Genomic DNA, 16101 nt, shown 5'->3' on the forward strand with positions numbered 1-16101 from the left:
TCGTTCGTGCCGCCGAGCGGCTGGTGCGCCTAGGAGGCGCGGCGTGCGCGGGCGGCGCGGCGCTTCAGGGCACGGCGCTCGTCCTCGCTGAGGCCGCCCCACACGCCCGAGTCCTGGCCGGTCTCGAGGGCGTACTGGAGGCAGACCTCGGTGACGGTGCAACGTGCGCACACCGACTTCGCCTTCTCGATCTGGTCCACGGCCGGGCCGGTGTTGCCGACCGGGAAGAAAAGCTCGGGGTCTGCGGTGAGGCAAGCGGCCTTGTCGCGCCAGTCCATGCGGGTGCTCCTTGTGTGAAGGCGTGCGTGGAGGAACCACGCAGTGTTCGGGTGGGATGATCGATCCACGCCGACGATCCCGACCAGTACTCGACCTCCGCGCCCTCACCGGCGCACGCCACGAGGCCCCGTGCTGGAGCGCGGGGTGGATCGGGGTGGTGGACGGGAGAACGCTCGGTTCTTGCCGGTGCACTCGACGCGATGCGCGAGCACTGCGTCGGCCACCCGGCTCCAGTGCTGGTCATCCGGCTCGCCCCCGTGCCTGACGGCGCGGCGGGATCGGATGTTCACATCGGCGGAAACCCACGACCCTGTGAGCGGTGAAACGAACTGGACTAGCCTGTCACGGGGATGAGCCCGAATCAAGAGTCCTGGATGGGATGTGCCTGTGACCGCTGACGCGAACCGGTCTCGCGGACCCCGCCCGACCGCCTCCCGGCCGCTCGGTCTGATGGTGCTGATCGCGGTCCTGGCCCTCGAGACGCTCGCCGTCGCCGGGGTCGCGGCGTGGCTCGTGCTCGAGCTGCTGACGACTAGGGCCGATACGGTCGGCGGCGGGATCGCCATCGTCGTCCTCGCGCTGATCGCCGTGTGCTGGGCCGCCGCGACGACGCTCGGCGCCGTGCGACGGCGCGGCTGGATGCGCGCGTCGGCGCTGACGATCCAGCTGGTGATGACGGCCGTGGCGCTCGGCGCCTTCCAGGGCCAGTACGCCGTGCCCGACATCGGCTGGGCGCTGCTGGCGCCGGCCGGGGTGGCCGTCGTCGCGCTGTTCCTCCCGAGCGTGGTCGCCGCCACTCGTCGCGATCCGGCCGTGTAGCCGGACGGCTGGCGCGCCGCCGCTCGCGGGTGCGACGCTGGAGGGACCCCCTCCTCGACACGGAAGCGACGCGCATGGACTCCACCCGACTCGGCTCCAGCGGCCTGCAGATCTCCTCGATCGTCCTCGGCTGCATGAGCTTCGGCGCTCCCGAGCGCGGGGCCCACGGCTGGAGCACGGGCGAGGAGGAGTCGCGGACCTTCCTCCGGCGGGCGCTGGAGCTCGGCATCACCACGTTCGACACGGCGGACGTCTACTCCGACGGCACGAGCGAGGAGTTCGTCGGCCGGGCGCTCGCGGACTTCGCGGTCCGCGAGGAGGTCGTGATCGCCACGAAGGTCCACGGGCGGATGCGCCGCGGCCCCAACGGCGGCGGCCTCTCGCGGCGGCACATCCTCAGCGCGATCGACGACAGCCTCCGGCGACTCGGCACGGACTACGTCGACCTCTACCAGATCCACCGCTGGGACCCCGAGACGCCGATCGAGGAGACGATGGAGACGCTCCACGACGTCGTCCGCTCGGGCAGGGCGCGCTACATCGGCGCCTCGAGCATGTGGGCGTGGCAGTTCGCGAAGGCGCAGTACACCGCGGATCTGGGCGGCTGGACGCGGTTCGTCTCGATGCAGGACCAGTACAACCTGATCCAGCGCGAGGACGAGCGCGAGCTGCACCCCTTCTGCGTCGACCAGGGAGTCGGCGTGATCCCGTGGTCGCCGCTCGCCCGGGGCCGGCTCACCCGCGACTGGGACGAGACCACTGCGCGCACCGAGACCGACGTCTTCGGCGGCACCCTCTACCGCCAGCAGGAGGAGGCCGACCGGCGGACCGTCGCGACCGTCGCACGCATCGCCGAGCAGCGCGGCGTGCCCCGTGCGCAGGTGGCGCTCGCCTGGGTCCGGCAGCAGGAGGCGGTCACCGCTCCGATCGTCGGAGCCACGAAGCTCCACCACCTCGACGACGCGGTCGCGTCGCTGGACGTGGAGCTGACCGCCGACGAGCTGGAGGCGCTGGGCGCCGACTACGCACCGCGGTTCAACGAGGGGTTCTGATCGATGCGCCACCGCTGATCCGCCCGAGCGGTCTCCACTACGCCTCCCCTCGAAGCCGACGGAAGCTCGGATCGGGGGCGGCACGGCGAGGAGTGCCGGGGATCCGCTGGGAGGGATCGTCACCGACGCCGAGGGCCGTCCCCTCGATCGCGCGGACGCCCCCGTCGGACGAGACGGCGACGGACACCGACTGCAGCACCCTGGCGGCGGTGAGCGCCGGAACCGGCGGCGTGCAGCCCGCCAGCGCGGCGGCCACGACCGCGATCGCCGCTCCGGCCGTCGTCCTGCGAGCATTCGAGCGCATCCTGACCACCTCTCGTCGCGACGGGGCACCGGTGGTGCCGCTCATGTCGACATGAGAGCTGCTCGCAGACGATCGGTGTCCGGAGAGCCGGTGGCGCGCGATGACCCGCACCGCGCGCCCGGGGTCAGACGAGCTTCAGCTTCTTGCGGAGCGCCTGCACGTGCCCGGTCGCCCGGACGCCGTACTGCGCGAACTCCAGCGCGCCCTCGGCTCCGACGACGAACGTCGAGCGCAGCACGCCGACGACGGTCTTGCCGTAGAGGCTCTTCTCGCCCCACACCGCGTAGGCGCGGTGCACGGTCATGTCGGGGTCGCTCAGCAGCGGGTAGGCGATGCCCTGGGCGTCGGCCCAGCGGCGCAGAGCCTCCGGCGCGTCCCGCGAGATCCCGAGGACCTCGTAGCCGGAGTCGCGGAGGGACGCCGCGTTGTCGCGGAAGTCGCAGGCCTCCGTGGTGCAGCCGGGGGTGTCGGCCTCGGGGTAGAAGAACAGGATGACGCGCCGTCCGCGGTACTCCGCGAGCGAGACGGGGTCGCCGTCCTGGTTCGGCAGCGTGAACTCCGGAGCGGAGTCGCCGGCGGCGAGGCGCGCCTCGGCGGGGAGGGGGGAGAGATCGGTCATCGTCTGCTTCCGTCGGTCGTGGCGAAGGTGGTCAGGAGGCGCTGGAGCGAGTCGAGGCGCTCCGGTCCGCTGGCGCCCAGCAGGCCGCCGGAGACGGCCTCGATGATCGCGCAGTCGGGGGAGTCGGGCAGGTGCGTGCAGCCGCGCGGGCAGTCCTGAGCGATCACCGCGAGGGTCGTGAAGGCACCGAGGATGTTGTCGGTGTTCACGTGGCCGAGTCCGAAGGAGCGGACGCCGGGGGTGTCGATCACCCAACCGTGCCGGTCGCCTCGCTCGACGCGCAGCGAGACGGTGGAGGAGGAGGTGTGCCGTCCGCGTCCCGTCACGGTGTTGACGCGCCCGATCGCCCGGTGCGCGTCCGGGACGAGCTTGTTCACGAGGGTGGACTTGCCGACTCCGGAGTGCCCGACGACCACGGTCTCGTGGCCGAGGAGGGCGTCGGCGATCTCGTCGACCGGCGGCTCGTCCTGGCTCGAGAGGAACACGCGGAGGTCGAGCCCCTCGAAGTTGCGGAGGAACGGGGCCGGGTCCGCGAGGTCGGTCTTGGTGATGCAGAGCATCGGCGTGATCCCGGCGTCGAAGGCGGCGACCAGGTAGCGGTCGACCAGCCGGGTCCGGGGCTCGGGGTCGGCGGCGGCCACGACGCAGAGCATCTGGTCGGCGTTGGCGACGATCACGCGCTCGATCGCGTCGGTGTCGTCGGCGCTGCGGCGGAGGAGGGTCGACCGCTCGCGGATGCGGACGATGCGGGCGAGCGTCCCCTCGTCGCCGCTGGAGTCCCCGACCACGTCGACGCGGTCGCCGGCCACGATCGCCTGGCGCCGCAACTCGCGAGCCCGGGCGGCCGTGAACTCGTGCTCCTCGGGCGTCCCGTCGCCGATCATCACGGTGTAGCGCCCCCGATCGACGCCGAGCACCATCGCGATCTCGGCGTCCTCGTAGGCGGGCCGGTTCTTGGTCCGGGGTTTCGTGCCTTTCGGATTCGGGCGCACCCGCGCGTCCGACTCGTCGTAGCCGTCGAAGTCGTCGAGAGCACCGTCGGCGTCGAGGCCGCTGTCCGTCCACCACGACACGGGTCAGACCGATCCGGCGAGGGTCGTCCACAGCTCCGGGAACTGCGGGAGGGTCTTCGCGGTGGTCGCGACGTCCTCGATCACCACTCCGGGGACCACGAGGCCGATCAGAGCGCCGGCGTGAGCCATGCGGTGGTCGGAGTAGGTGCGCCAGCGGCCGCCGTGGAGCTCGGCGGGCTCGATGCGCAGACCGTCCTCGAGCTCGGTGACCCGGCCGCCGAGGCCGGTGATCTCGGCGGCGAGGGCGGCGAGGCGGTCCGTCTCGTGGTGGCGGATGTGGCCGATCCCGGTCAGGGTGCTGGGAGTGGAGGCCAGTGCGGCGAGGGCGGCGAGGGCGGGGGCGAGCTCGCCGCCCTCCGACAGGTCGAGGTCCACGCCGAGGATCTCGTCGCCGCCGGTGACCACGAGGTCCTCGCCGTCGCGCTCGACGCGGGCGCCGAACAGCGGCAGGATCCGCTCGAGGTGCGCCCCGACCTGCGTGGTGACGGCCGGCCAGTGGCGCAGCCGGACCCGGCCGCCCGTGACGAGGGCCGCGGCGAGGAACGGCGCGGCGTTCGAGAGGTCGGGCTCGATCAGGACGTCGGCGCCGGCGATGGGCTGCGGCGCGACGGTCCACTCGCCGTCGGCGGGCGTGCCGACCTCGACGCCCCGGGCCGCCAGCGCGGCGACGGTCATGTCGATGTGGGGCCGGGAGGGGACGGCGCTGCCCTCGTGGCGCAGGTGGAGTCCCTCGTCGAAGCGGGCGCCCGCCAGCAGGAGCGCCGAGACGAACTGGCTCGACCGCGAGGCGTCGACGACGACGTCGCCGCCCCGGACGGATCCGGAGCCGTGGACGGTGAAGGGGAGCGCGCCGCGCCCGTCATCGGCGACGTCGACGCCGAGCGCGCGGAGGGAGGCGATGGTCGCCCCCATCGGCCGCTTCGCCGCGTACGCGTCGCCGTCGAAGGTGGTGGGGCCGAGCGCGAGGCCGGCCAGCGGCGGGACGAAGCGCATCACGGTGCCCGCGAGCCCGCAGTCGATCGTGGTCGAGCCGAGCAGCTCCTCCGCGGGCTCCACGACCAGGTCGGCGCCGAAGCCGCCGGTCGAGCCCGACTCCCGGATCGTGGTGCCGAGCGAGCGCAGCGCCTCGATCATCAGGGCGCTGTCGCGGGAGTGCAGCGGCGCCCGCAGCGTGGAGGGCCCGTCGGCCAGAGCCGCGAGCACGAGCTCGCGGTTGGTCAGCGATTTGGAGCCGGGCAGGCCGACCTCGGCGTCGAGAGCGCCGGCCGCGAGGGGTGCGGGCCAGGCGTCGTCGCCGGGGAGCGCACGGGCGTCGCCGTACGGATCGAACTCGGGAGCGGAATAACGCGAGAAGACCATCGGTTGTCAGGATAGTCGGCGCGCAGGGCGTCGTCAGGAGCGTGACGGAGGCGGAGCATGACGGCAGCACCCCCGGTCCTCCCCAGCAGCAGGCCCGTCGCCCGGAGGCGCCCTCGGGCCGCAACCCCGGTCGTCCGCCGCGCCGCCGCTCTAGAATCGCTCGTGATGACTCGCGACGACGAACCCCGCACCACCCCCGCCGACGAGGCTCCCGAGCCCGCCGACGCGGAGCAGACGATCGTGGAGACCGTCGAGGAGTCGCTGGACGACGCCCCGGTCGAGGCTCCCGTGGATCTCCGCTCCCTCTTCGAGCAGCAGGCGCTGCCCTTCATCGACCAGCTCTACGCTGCCGGTCTGCGGATGACGAAGAACCCCTCCGACGCGCAGGACCTCGTGCAGGAGACGTTCGCCAAGGCCTTCGGCGCGTTCCGCCAGTTCGAGCAGGGCACCAACCTGAAGGCCTGGCTCTACCGCATCCTCACGAACACGTTCATCAACTCGTACCGCAAGAAGCAGCGCGAGCCCTACCAGAGCGCGATCGACGAGCTCGAGGACTGGCAGCTGGGCGGCGCCGAGTCGACCACGGCCACCTCCAGCCGCTCGGCCGAGGCGGAGGCGATCGACCACCTCCCCGACACCGCGGTGAAGGAGGCGCTCCAGGCGATCCCGGAGGACTTCCGGCTCGCCGTCTACTTCGCCGATGTCGAAGGATTCTCCTACCAGGAGATCGCGGACATCATGAAGACCCCCGTCGGGACCGTCATGAGCCGGCTGCACCGCGGCCGGCGCATGCTGCGCGAACGACTCACCGACTACGCACGCGAGCGCGGATTCCGCGCCGCATTCACTTCCGGGAGCACGAAATGACCGACAGCGGCTGCACGAAGGCGAAGGCCGAGCTCGAGGAGTACCTCCACAACGAGCTGTGCAAGGAGGATTCCGCCGACATCCGCGAGCACATGGCGGGATGCGTGGACTGCGCCGACGAGGCGAAGGTCGGCGTGGTGCTGACGGTCGCCGTGCAGCGCGCGTGCAAGGAGACGGCGCCGGAGGACCTCCGCGCCCAGGTTCTCGGCATGCTCCGCGACGAGCACGCCGCGCACTCCCAGACGCCCGCCCGCCTCTAGGCGCAGCACGACCCGGGGAGCCCCGGCCCGACGAGGAGTCCCGCGCACCGCGGGCCCCTCGAGGGGCCGGGGCTCCGTCGTGTCCGGCGGCCTCCTGGCCGCCGACGCGCACAGCGGGAGCCCTGCTGCAGCTCCCGCAGGCCTGCGGTCCGGCACGGTCCCCCCGCAACGCGTCGGGCCCGCCGGAACACGAGGTTCCGACGGGCCCGACCGCGTCGCGAGGACCGCGGGTCAGCGGGTGAGCGCCCGCGACAGCAGGTCGGCCTGCTCGGAGGCGTGCCGCTTGGCCGAGCCCGCCGCGGGGGAGGCCGCGGACGGCCGCGAGACGACCCGCATGGACCGGCCCAGCTTCGGAGCGACCTCGAGGGCCATGAACGGCCAGGCGCCCTGGTTCTCGGGCTCGTCCTGCACCCAGACGAGCTCCGCGTCCGGGTAGCGCTCGGCGATGCCGCGCAGCTCCTCGATCGGCGCCGGGTAGTACTGCTCGACCCGGACCAGCGCGATGCCGTCGTCGGGCTTCTTCTCGAGCTCGGCCTTGAGGTCGTAGTGGACCTTGCCGGCGTGGAGCAGGACGCGCTTCACGGCGGAGGCGTCCTGGATCCGCGCGTCGTCGATCACCGGCTCGAAGCGGCCCGAGGTGAAGTCATCGACCGGGCTCGAGGCTCCGCGCAGGCGCAGCATCGCCTTCGGGGTGAAGACGATCAGCGGGCGGCGCGGCCGGGAGTAGGCCTGTCGGCGCAGCAGGTGGAAGTAGGACGCCGGGGTCGACGGGCGCGCGACGGTCATGTTCCGCTCCGCGCACATCTGCAGGTAGCGCTCGATCCGCGCCGACGAGTGGTCGGGGCCCTGGCCCTCGTAGCCGTGCGGGAGCAGGAGCACGAGCGACGAGCGCTGGCCCCACTTCTGCTCGGCGGAGGAGATGAACTCGTCGATCACGATCTGGGCGCCGTTCGCGAAGTCGCCGAACTGCGCCTCCCACAGCACAAGCGAGTCGGGCCGCTCGACCGAGTAGCCGTACTCGAACGCCATCGCCGCGTACTCCGAGAGCAGCGAGTCGTAGATCCACAGCCGGGCCTGCTGCTCGGACAGGTTCATCAGCGGCAGCCACTCCTGGCCGTTCTCGCGGTCGTGGAGGACCGCGTGGCGCTGGACGAACGTCCCGCGGCGCGTGTCCTGGCCGACGAGGCGCACCGGGGTGTCCTCGAGCAGGAGGGAGCCGAGCGCGAGCAGCTCGCCGAAGGCCCAGTCGATGGAGCCGGAACGGCTCATCTCCTGGCGCTTCGCCAGCAGCTGCTGGAGCTTGGGGTGCACGGTGAAGCCCTCGGGCGGAGTAGTGAACGCGTCGCCGATGCGGGTGACGACCTCGTTCTTCACTCCGGTCGCCTCCGGCTCGCCCGGATAGTCCTCGCCCTGCTGCGCATCGGGCAGCTCGAGGTCGGCCACGGAGTCGCCGTCGGCGCTGATCACGGGGATCGCACCCGTCTGCGCCGCGTGGGTCTCGGCGAAGGCGCGCTCCAGGCGGTCCTGGAAGTCCTGGTGCGCCCGGTCGTACTCCTCCTCGGTGATGTCGCCGCGACCGACGAGCGCCTCGGTGTACAGCTTGCGCACCGAGCGCTTGGCCTCGATCAGGCTGTACATCAGCGGCTGGGTCATCGAGGGGTCGTCGCCCTCGTTGTGCCCGCGCCGGCGATAGCAGATCAGGTCGATGACCACGTCGCGGTTGAACCGCTGGCGGTACTCGAACGCGAGCTGGCCGACGTGCACGACGGCCTCGGGGTCGTCGCCGTTCACGTGGAAGATCGGCGCCTGGATCGTCTTCGCCATGTCGGTCGAGTAGATCGAGGTGCGGGCCTCGTGAGGGGGAGTCGTGAATCCGACCTGGTTGTTGATGTTGATGTGGATCGTGCCGCCGGTGCGGTACGCGCGCAGCTGCGACATCTGCAGGGTCTCGACCACCACGCCCTGGCCCGCCATCGCGGCGTCGCCGTGGACGAGGATCGGCAGCGTGGTGAAGGTGCCGATGGGCTTGCGGTCCTGCTTGGCGCGGACGATGCCCTCGAGCACGCCGTTCACGGCCTCGAGGTGCGAGGGGTTCGCCGCCAGGTAGACGGGGATCTCCTCGCCCGCAGCACCGCGGAACGTGCCCTCGGTGCCGAGGTGGTACTTCACGTCTCCGGAGCCCTGGACCGTGCGCGGGTCCTGGGTGCCCTCGAACTCGCGGAAGATCTGGCCGTAGGTCTTGCCGGCGATGTTGGTCAGCACGTTCAGGCGGCCGCGGTGGGCCATGCCGATCGCGACCTCGTCGAGGTGCTCGTCGGTCGCACCCTGCAGGACGGCGTCGAGCAGCGCGATGAGCGACTCCCCGCCCTCGAGCGAGAAGCGCTTCTGGCCCACGTACTTGGTCTGCAGGAAGGTCTCGAAGGCCTCGGCCTCGTTGAGCTTGCCGAGGATGCGCAGCTGCTCGTCGTGGCCCGGCTTCTCGTAGCCGCGCTCGAGCTTCTGCTGCATCCAGGCGCGCTGCTCCGGGTCCTGGATGTGCATGTACTCGACGCCGACGGTGCGGCAGTACGAGTCGCGGAGGATCCCGAGGATGTCGCGCAGCTTGAGCTGGCGCTTGCCGCCGAAGCCGTCCGTGACGAACTCGCGGTCGAGGTCCCAGAAGGTGAGTCCGTGGCTCTCGATGGCGAGGTCGGGGTGCGAGCGCTGCACGTACTCCAGCGGGTCGACGTCGGCCATCAGATGCCCGCGGACGCGGAACGAGTTGATGAGCTCCTGCACGCGGGCGGTCTTGGAGACGCGCTCGGCGAGGTCGACGGCGATGTCCGTGGACCAGTGGATCGGGTCGTAGGGGATGCGCAGCGCGGCGAAGATGTCCTCGTAGAAGCCGCGGCCGCCGAGCAGGAGCTCGTGCACGATCTTGAGGAACTCGCCCGAGCCGGCGCCCTGGATGACGCGGTGGTCGTAGGTCGAGGTCAGGGTGATGGTCTTGCCGATGCCCAGCTCGACCAGCGTCTTCTCGGACGCGCCCTGGAACTCCGCCGGGTACTCGAGGGCGCCGGCGCCGATGATGCAGCCCTGGCCCTTCATCAGGCGGGGGACGGAGTGGACCGTGCCGATCCCGCCGGGGTTCGTCAGCGAGAGAGTGGTGCCCGCGAAGTCGCCGGCGACCAGCTTGTTGCCGCGCGCGCGCTTGACCAGGTCCTCGTAGGCCGAGAGGTAGGCGGTGAAGCTCAGCGTGTCGGCGCGCTTGATGCTCGGCACGAGCAGCGCGCGGGTGCCGTCGGGCTTGGGCATGTCGATCGCGATGCCGAGGTTGACGTGCGCCGGGGCGACGACGGCGGGCTTGCCGTCGACCTCGTCGTAGAACACGTTCTGGCTCGGGAAGTCCTTGAGCGCGCGGATGAGCGCCCAGCCGATCAGGTGCGTGAACGAGACCTTGCCGCCGCGGGTGCGGCGCAGGTGGTTGTTGATGACGATGCGGTTGTCGATCATCAGCTTCGCCGGGATCGTGCGGACGCTCGTCGCGGTGGGGATGCTGAGGCTGGCGTCCATGTTGGTCGCGAGGCTCTTCGCCATGCCGCGGAGCGGGGTGACGACGTCCTCGTCCGGCGTCGACTCCTCGGCGGAGGGCCTGCTCACCGGAGCGTCGGCCGGGATCGGCTGCGCCTTCGGCTGCTTCGACGTGGTGCGGGAGGCGGGGGTCGACTCGGAGGAGGAGGCCGCGGCGGGATGGGTCACGGCGCCTCCGCCGCTCGACGAGACGCGCTCGGCGGCAGCGGCGGGCTTCGAGGCGGCGGGCGCGGGGGCCGCGGCGGCGGCCGGAGCCGGAGCGTCCTTGCCGGAGTTCGCGAGCTGGGCGCCGTAGCGCTCCAGGATGGGCCACCAGGACTCGTCCACCGAGGCGCGGTCGGCGCTGTACTGCTCGTACAGCTCCTCCACGAGCCACTCGTTGGCTCCGAAGTCCTCCGCGCCCTGCTCTGTTCCTGCTCCGGTCAACTGGCTCGACACAGCCGATCGCCCACTCTCTCCGTAGATTCGTCCTCGATCATCCGGACGGGCCCGTCGCATCCCTCGGCGCCTGCCACCGCGGCGGAGGAGTCCGTCCTCGCACCAGCGGGAACCGGTGCCGTCGCCTGGTCCCGTCCCGGTCGCCAAGCCTAGCCCCGTTCCCTGCACGGCCGACCCGGGGCCGCGCCGGAGTAGCGTCTCCCCCATGCGTTTCTCCGGTGGAACACCCTCAGGCGACCTCACCTACTCGGACGTCTTCCTCGTCCCCGGCCGCTCGTCGGTGACGAGCCGCCTCGACGTCTCGCTCGCCCCGGGCGACGGCACCGGGGCGACGATCCCCGTCGTCTCCTCCAACATGAACTCGGTCACCGGTCAGCGTCTCGCGGCGACGCTCGCGCGCCGGGGCGGCCTCGGCGTCCTCCCGCAGGACATGCCCCTGCAGGCGCTGGACGCCGCGATCCGCTGGGTGAAGCGCCAGCCGGTCGCCTTCTCCGGCGCCCTCACCGCCTCTCCGGCGACGACCGTGGAGGAGGCGCTGCGCATCCTGCCCGCCGTCGCCGGCCACGGCTTCGTGGTGCAGGAGGAGGGCGGCGCGATCCTCGGCTGCGTCCCGGCGTCGCGCCTGGCGACCGCGCTGCCGGACGCGCGCCTGGGCGACCTGGTGCACTCCGCCACCCCCTCGATCGACGCCGACGACGTGCCCACCGGGCGGGCCGCCTTCGACCTCATGGTCGCCGCTGACCTCGACTTCGCCCCGGTGCTGCACCACGGCGCCCTGGTCGGCACGCTGTCGCGCACCGGCGCCCTCCGCTCCACCGTCTACGACCCGGCGCTCGACGCGGACGGGCGTCTGCGGGTCGCGGCGGCGGTCGGCATCAACGGCGACGTCGAGGCGAAGGCGCGCGCGCTCGTCTCCGCGGGCGTCGACGTCCTCGTCCTCGACACCGCGCACGGCCACCAGGAGGGGATGCTCCGGGCGCTGCGGACGGTCTCCGCGCTCGATCTCGGAGTGCCGATCGCGGCGGGCAACGTCGTCACGGCCGACGCGGTGCACGACCTCGTCGACGCGGGAGCGGACATCCTCAAGGTCGGCGTAGGCCCCGGCGCGATGTGCACCACCCGGATGATGACCGCGGTCGGCCGCCCGCAGTTCTCGGCCGTCCTCGAGACGGCCGAGCGCGCGCACGAGCTGGGCGCCCACGTCTGGGCCGACGGCGGCGTGCGCTACCCGCGCGACGTCGCCCTCGCGCTGGCCGCGGGCGCCGCCTCCGTGATGATCGGCTCCTGGTTCGCCGGCACGATCGAGGCGCCGGGGGAGCTGCGCAGCGACGCGGCCGGCCGGGTCTACAAGGAGAGCTGGGGCATGGCCTCGGCCAAGGCGGTGCAGGAGCGGTTCGACCGCCTCGACGCCTACGAGCTGGCCCGCAAGCGCCTCTTCGCCGAGGGCATCTCCTCCTCCACCATCTACCTCGACCCGCTGCGGCCCTCGGTCGAGGACCTGCTCGACATGATCACCTCGGGGGTCCGCTCGTCCTTCACCTACGCCGGCGCCCGGAGCGTGGCCGACTTCCACGAGCGGGCGCACGTGGGCCTGCAGTCGGCGGCGGGCTACGAGGAGGGCAAGGCGCTGCCGGTCAGCTGGTGAGCGGGCGCCGCGTGCTAGAACCGAGCCCATGACCATCGTCGACAACGCCGTGTACGTCGACGGCCGCCGCATCCGGAACCCCGACTCGCTCGAGGACACCTTCGAGCTGATGCGCGACGAGCACGGCATGGCCTGGATCGGCCTCTACCGCCCGACGCGCGAGGAGGTCGAGGCGGTCGCCGAGGAGTTCGGACTCCACCCGCTCGCGGTCGAGGACGCGCTGAGCGGGCACCAGCGGGCCAAGCTCGAGCGCTACGACGACGGGCTCTTCGTGGTGCTGCGGCCGGCGCGCTACGCGGACGCCGCCGAGACCGTCGTCTTCGGCGAGCTGCACGTCTTCGTCGGCCCCGACTTCGTGGTCACCATCCGGCACGCCGACTCCCCGGACCTGGCCCGCGTGCGCCGCCGGCTGGAGGAGGATCCGGCCCTCCTCGCCCGGGGGCCCGAAGCGGTGCTCTACGCGATCCTCGACCAGGTCGTCGACGAGTACGCGCCGGTGGTGTTCGGCGTCCAGGGCGACGTGGACGAGATCGAGGACCAGCTCTTCGGCGACGACTCGGACGACGGGCTCTCGGAGCGCATCTACCGGCTCTCGCGCGAAGTCATCCACTTCCAGCGCTCGGTGCAGCCGCTGACCGCCCTGCTGCACGAGCTGCTGCAGGAGTCGACGCCCGTGGAGGGGGATCCCTCGCCCTCGCCGGAGCGGATCGAGCTGCGCCGCTCCCTCCGGGACGTGCTCGACCACACCATCCGCGTGACGGAGGCGGTCGACTCCCTGCGCGCGATCCTCGACAAGGCGCTCACGGTGCACTCGACGCTCGTCTCGCGCCGGCAGACCGAGACCGGGCTCGCCCAGAACGACGTGGTCCGCAAGATCTCCTCGTGGGCGGCGATCCTCTTCGCTCCGACGCTGGTGGCCGGCATCTACGGGATGAACTTCGACGACATGCCGGAGCTGCACTGGCGGCTCGGCTACCCCTGGGCGCTGGGCCTGATGGTGCTGTTCGGCTTCGCGCTCTACGCGGTGTTCAAGCGGAAGAAGTGGCTCTGAGCCGCCGCGTCGGAGCACGCCCGACAGGGCTCCGCGGCGAGTAGACTCGGCGCCACAATGGACGACCCTCCCTCTGCGCATCCGGACCGTTCCGCTCGCTGCCGTGCTCCTCGGACTCCCGCTCGCCGCTCCGGTGCCGCCGCTCCGCCGGCCCGCACCGTCCGGCCCTCCTCGCACCTCCCTCTCGTGACCGGGGGCGCCCACCGTGGGAACTGAGTGGCTCCTCCTCGGGGTCGGCCTGCTGCTGACCCTGGGAACCGGCGTCTTCGTCGCCAGCGAGTTCGCGCTGGTGAACCTCGACCGGGCCGACCTCGAAGCCCGTCGCGACCGCGGCGAGACGCGCCTGGGCATGACGATCGCCGCCCTGCGCGTCACCTCCACGCACCTCTCGAGCGCGCAGCTGGGCATCACCCTCACGACGCTGCTCACCGGCTACACGATGGAGCCCGCCCTCTCGACGCTGCTCCAGGAGCCGTTCAGCGGACTCGGAATCCCGGAGGAGGCGCTCGCGCCGGTGATGACGGTGGTCGCCATCGTCATCGCGACCCTGCTGTCGATGATCCTCGGCGAGCTGGTCCCCAAGAACTTCGCCCTCGCCCTGCCGCGGGCGACCGCGAAGCTCGTCGTGCCGCTGCAGACCGCGTTCACGACGGTGTTCCGCCCGGCCGTCGCCCTGCTGAACGGCAGCGCGAACGCCCTGCTGCGCCTGGTCGGCATCGAGCCGAAGGAGGAGCTCTCGGGCGCCCGCAGCGCCGAGGAGCTCTCGAGCCTCGTGCGCCACTCCGCCAGCGCCGGACTGCTCGAGGAGGACACGGCCGACCTGCTCGGGCGCACCCTCCGCTTCTCCGCCCTCACCGCGGGCGACGTGATGACGCCGCGCCTGCGCCTGTCGACGGTCGAGCGCGCGAGCACCGCGCAGGACGTGCTCGACCTCGCCCGCACCACCGGGTTCTCGCGCTTCCCGATCACGGACGACGACATCGACGACATCGTCGGAGTCGTGCACGTCAAGCAGGCCGTCGCGGTGCCCCGCGGCAAGAGGTCCGATGTGCCCGTCACGGCGCTGCGCTCCGAGCCGCTCCGCGTCCCCGAGACCATGAAGCTCGACGTGCTGCTCACGGAGCTGCGCGGACGCGGCTTCCAGCTCGCAGTCGTCGTCGACGAGTACGGCGGGACGGCGGGCGTCGCCACGCTCGAGGACCTGGTCGAGGAGCTGGTCGGCGAGGTCGCCGACGAGCACGACCGCTCCCGGGCCGACGTCGTGAAGCTCCCCGGCTCCACCACCTTCCCCGGCATGCTCCGCCCCGACGAGGTCCTCGACCGCGCCGGCGTGCACATCCCCGAGGAGGGCCCCTACGAGACGGTCGCCGGATTCGTGATGAGCGAGCTCGGCCGCCTCCCCGCCGTCGGCGACCGGGTCGACGTCGAGGGCGGCTCGCTGCGCGTCGAGCGCCTGGACGGCCGCCGCATCGACCGCCTCCGCTTCACGCCCGACCCCGACGCGGATCCCGACGGGATCCCCGACCCGCTCGCCGACGTCGCCCGCGGACACCGCGGCCGGAAGGAGTCCGACGATGAGTGACTGGGCCGGAATCGCCTGGCTCGTGGTGCTCCTCGCCGCGAACGCCTTCTTCGTCGGAGCGGAGTTCGCGGTCATCTCCGCGCGCCGCTCCCAGATCGAGCCCCTCGCGGAGAGCGGACGCCGCAGCGCGATCACCGCGCTCGCCGCGATGGAGCACGCCACCCTGATGCTCGCGACCACGCAGCTGGGCATCACCGTCTGCTCGCTGCTGATCCTCAACGTGAGCGAGCCGGCGATCCACCACCTGCTCGAGGTACCGCTGCACGCCGTCGGCGTCCCCGACGAGCTCTCCGGCACCGTCGCCTTCGTCATCACGCTGCTGATCGTGTCGTTCCTGCACGTGGTGCTCGGCGAGATGGTCCCCAAGAACATCTCGTTCTCGATGCCCGACCGCGCCGTGCTCCTCCTGGCGCCGCCGCTCGTCGCCATCGCCCGGGTCCTCCGCCCGATCATCGTCGCCCTCAACGCGATCTCGAACGGCGTGCTCCGCCTCTTCCAGGTGGAGCCCAAGGACGAGGCGAACAGCACCTTCACGCTCGAGGAGGTGCAGACGATCGTCGACCAGTCCACCCGCGAGGGCACCCTCCGCGACTCGACCGGGACCCTCCTCGCCGCGTTCGAGTTCACCGAGAAGAAGGTCCACGACGTGGCCCTGCCCCTCGACGGGATCGTCAGCCTCCCCAGCGGAGCGACCCCCGCCGACGTCGAGCGCGCCGTCGCCAAGCACGGCTTCTCGCGCTACGTGATCCTCGGCGAGGACGGCACCCCCGAGGGCTACATCCACCTCAAGGACGTCCTCGACCTCGACGGCGACACGGAGGGCGCCAAGTTCCGCCTCCCCGTCCCCGCCAAGCGCATCCGCCAGCTCGCCTCGATCTTCGAGGCCACCGACCTCGAGGACGCCCTCGCGATCATGCGGCGCACCGGCGCCCACCTCGCCCGGGCGTTCGACGAGCAGGGCCGCGCCACGGGAGTGCTGTTCCTCGAGGACATCATCGAGGAGCTCGTCGGCGAAGTCGACGACGCCACCCGCCGCTAGGCGCGGGCGCTGGAGGGGGCATTCGCGGCGTTGTCGTCGGGCGCGATACCGCCGGTATCGCTTCCTCCTCCGCCTTGCGACTGCCCCCTCCAGCACCCGCGCCACTCTGGAGCACGGGGGAGGGGGGGTGCGGCTGCGCCGGCA

14 protein-coding genes are annotated in these 16101 nt (G+C 72.0%); 8 read left to right on the top strand and 6 right to left on the bottom strand.

Going from position 1 to position 16101, the window contains the following annotated elements; genetic code table 11:
• Positions 1-29: 29 nt before the first annotated feature.
• On the bottom strand, positions 30-278 hold the full coding sequence (locus C5D44_RS08670; RefSeq protein WP_055788231.1) for a WhiB family transcriptional regulator: 249 nt from the start codon (positions 276-278) through the stop codon (positions 30-32).
• 388 nt (positions 279-666) lie between these two features.
• On the opposite strand from C5D44_RS08670, the gene C5D44_RS08675 reads away from it, so the two are divergent.
• Both C5D44_RS08675 and C5D44_RS08680 read left to right on the top strand, forming a co-directional pair.
• The gene (locus tag C5D44_RS08675) at positions 667-1098 is read left to right on the top strand and encodes a hypothetical protein (RefSeq protein ID WP_104281407.1); all 432 of its coding nucleotides are present in this window, start codon (positions 667-669) and stop codon (positions 1096-1098) included.
• A gap of 74 nt (positions 1099-1172) precedes the next feature.
• Positions 1173-2150: an aldo/keto reductase gene (locus C5D44_RS08680; RefSeq protein WP_104281408.1), complete on the top strand. Its 978-nt coding sequence runs from the start codon at positions 1173-1175 to the stop codon at positions 2148-2150.
• A 37-nt stretch (positions 2151-2187) separates the two neighbouring features.
• Here the strand turns inward: C5D44_RS08680 and C5D44_RS08685 are convergent, their stop codons facing one another.
• The 4 genes from C5D44_RS08685 to aroA form a co-directional block, all read right to left on the bottom strand.
• Positions 2188-2499: a hypothetical protein gene (locus tag C5D44_RS08685; protein WP_146088012.1), complete on the bottom strand. Its 312-nt coding sequence runs from the start codon at positions 2497-2499 to the stop codon at positions 2188-2190.
• A gap of 79 nt (positions 2500-2578) precedes the next feature.
• Entirely contained in the window at positions 2579-3073 is a 495-nt protein-coding gene (gene bcp / locus C5D44_RS08690) for a thioredoxin-dependent thiol peroxidase (protein ID WP_104275292.1), read from the bottom strand.
• Positions 3070-4146, bottom strand: a complete 1077-nt coding sequence (rsgA, locus tag C5D44_RS08695; protein ID WP_104281410.1) for a ribosome small subunit-dependent GTPase A — start codon at positions 4144-4146, stop codon at positions 3070-3072. Before rsgA ends, bcp begins: the two co-directional genes overlap by 4 nt.
• Positions 4147-4149: 3 nt before the next feature.
• A complete protein-coding gene (gene aroA / locus C5D44_RS08700; RefSeq protein ID WP_104275290.1) occupies positions 4150-5505 on the bottom strand; it encodes a 3-phosphoshikimate 1-carboxyvinyltransferase in 1356 nt (451 codons plus the stop codon).
• 165 nt (positions 5506-5670) lie between these two features.
• Between aroA and C5D44_RS08705 the strand changes: the two genes are divergently transcribed.
• Both C5D44_RS08705 and C5D44_RS08710 read left to right on the top strand, forming a co-directional pair.
• A complete protein-coding gene (locus C5D44_RS08705) occupies positions 5671-6372 on the top strand; it encodes a sigma-70 family RNA polymerase sigma factor (RefSeq protein WP_104224117.1) in 702 nt (233 codons plus the stop codon).
• Positions 6369-6632, top strand: a complete 264-nt coding sequence (locus tag C5D44_RS08710; RefSeq protein WP_104275289.1) for a zf-HC2 domain-containing protein — start codon at positions 6369-6371, stop codon at positions 6630-6632. The genes C5D44_RS08705 and C5D44_RS08710 overlap by 4 nt, the downstream gene beginning before the upstream one ends.
• 231 nt (positions 6633-6863) lie before the next feature.
• Here the strand turns inward: C5D44_RS08710 and C5D44_RS08715 are convergent, their stop codons facing one another.
• Positions 6864-10640: a multifunctional oxoglutarate decarboxylase/oxoglutarate dehydrogenase thiamine pyrophosphate-binding subunit/dihydrolipoyllysine-residue succinyltransferase subunit gene (locus tag C5D44_RS08715; RefSeq protein ID WP_181118473.1), complete on the bottom strand. Its 3777-nt coding sequence runs from the start codon at positions 10638-10640 to the stop codon at positions 6864-6866.
• 205 nt (positions 10641-10845) lie between these two features.
• Between C5D44_RS08715 and C5D44_RS08720 the strand changes: the two genes are divergently transcribed.
• The 4 genes from C5D44_RS08720 (at position 10846) to C5D44_RS08735 (ending at position 15957) form a co-directional block, all read left to right on the top strand.
• Positions 10846-12285: a GuaB1 family IMP dehydrogenase-related protein gene (locus C5D44_RS08720; RefSeq protein WP_104281412.1), complete on the top strand. Its 1440-nt coding sequence runs from the start codon at positions 10846-10848 to the stop codon at positions 12283-12285.
• A gap of 28 nt (positions 12286-12313) precedes the next feature.
• Positions 12314-13336: a magnesium/cobalt transporter CorA gene (gene corA, locus C5D44_RS08725; RefSeq protein ID WP_104281413.1), complete on the top strand. Its 1023-nt coding sequence runs from the start codon at positions 12314-12316 to the stop codon at positions 13334-13336.
• Positions 13337-13541: 205 nt separating this feature from the next.
• On the top strand, positions 13542-14918 hold the full coding sequence (locus C5D44_RS08730; RefSeq protein ID WP_104225499.1) for a hemolysin family protein: 1377 nt from the start codon (positions 13542-13544) through the stop codon (positions 14916-14918).
• The gene (locus C5D44_RS08735) at positions 14911-15957 is read left to right on the top strand and encodes a hemolysin family protein (protein WP_104275286.1); all 1047 of its coding nucleotides are present in this window, start codon (positions 14911-14913) and stop codon (positions 15955-15957) included. The genes C5D44_RS08730 and C5D44_RS08735 overlap by 8 nt, the downstream gene beginning before the upstream one ends.
• Positions 15958-16101 lie beyond the last annotated feature (144 nt).

It is taken from the genome of Rathayibacter sp. AY1B5, assembly GCF_002932795.1.
In the GTDB taxonomy this organism is placed as follows: Bacteria; Actinomycetota; Actinomycetes; order Actinomycetales; family Microbacteriaceae; genus Rathayibacter.

Bases quoted from the DNA above. Each gene is read 5' to 3' on its own strand.
- bcp (WP_104275292.1), bottom strand. From the start codon at position 3,073: ATGACCGATCTCTCCCCCCTCCCCGCCGAGGCGCGCCTCGCCGCCGGC.
- C5D44_RS08670 (WP_055788231.1), bottom strand. From the start codon at position 278: ATGGACTGGCGCGACAAGGCCGCTTGCCTCACCGCAGACCCCGAGCTT.
- C5D44_RS08720 (WP_104281412.1), top strand. From the start codon at position 10,846: ATGCGTTTCTCCGGTGGAACACCCTCAGGCGACCTCACCTACTCGGAC.
- C5D44_RS08685 (WP_146088012.1), bottom strand. From the start codon at position 2,499: ATGAGCGGCACCACCGGTGCCCCGTCGCGACGAGAGGTGGTCAGGATG.
- C5D44_RS08735 (WP_104275286.1), top strand. From the start codon at position 14,911: ATGAGTGACTGGGCCGGAATCGCCTGGCTCGTGGTGCTCCTCGCCGCG.
- C5D44_RS08705 (WP_104224117.1), top strand. From the start codon at position 5,671: ATGACTCGCGACGACGAACCCCGCACCACCCCCGCCGACGAGGCTCCC.
- C5D44_RS08710 (WP_104275289.1), top strand. From the start codon at position 6,369: ATGACCGACAGCGGCTGCACGAAGGCGAAGGCCGAGCTCGAGGAGTAC.
- corA (WP_104281413.1), top strand. From the start codon at position 12,314: ATGACCATCGTCGACAACGCCGTGTACGTCGACGGCCGCCGCATCCGG.
- C5D44_RS08680 (WP_104281408.1), top strand. From the start codon at position 1,173: ATGGACTCCACCCGACTCGGCTCCAGCGGCCTGCAGATCTCCTCGATC.
- aroA (WP_104275290.1), bottom strand. From the start codon at position 5,505: ATGGTCTTCTCGCGTTATTCCGCTCCCGAGTTCGATCCGTACGGCGAC.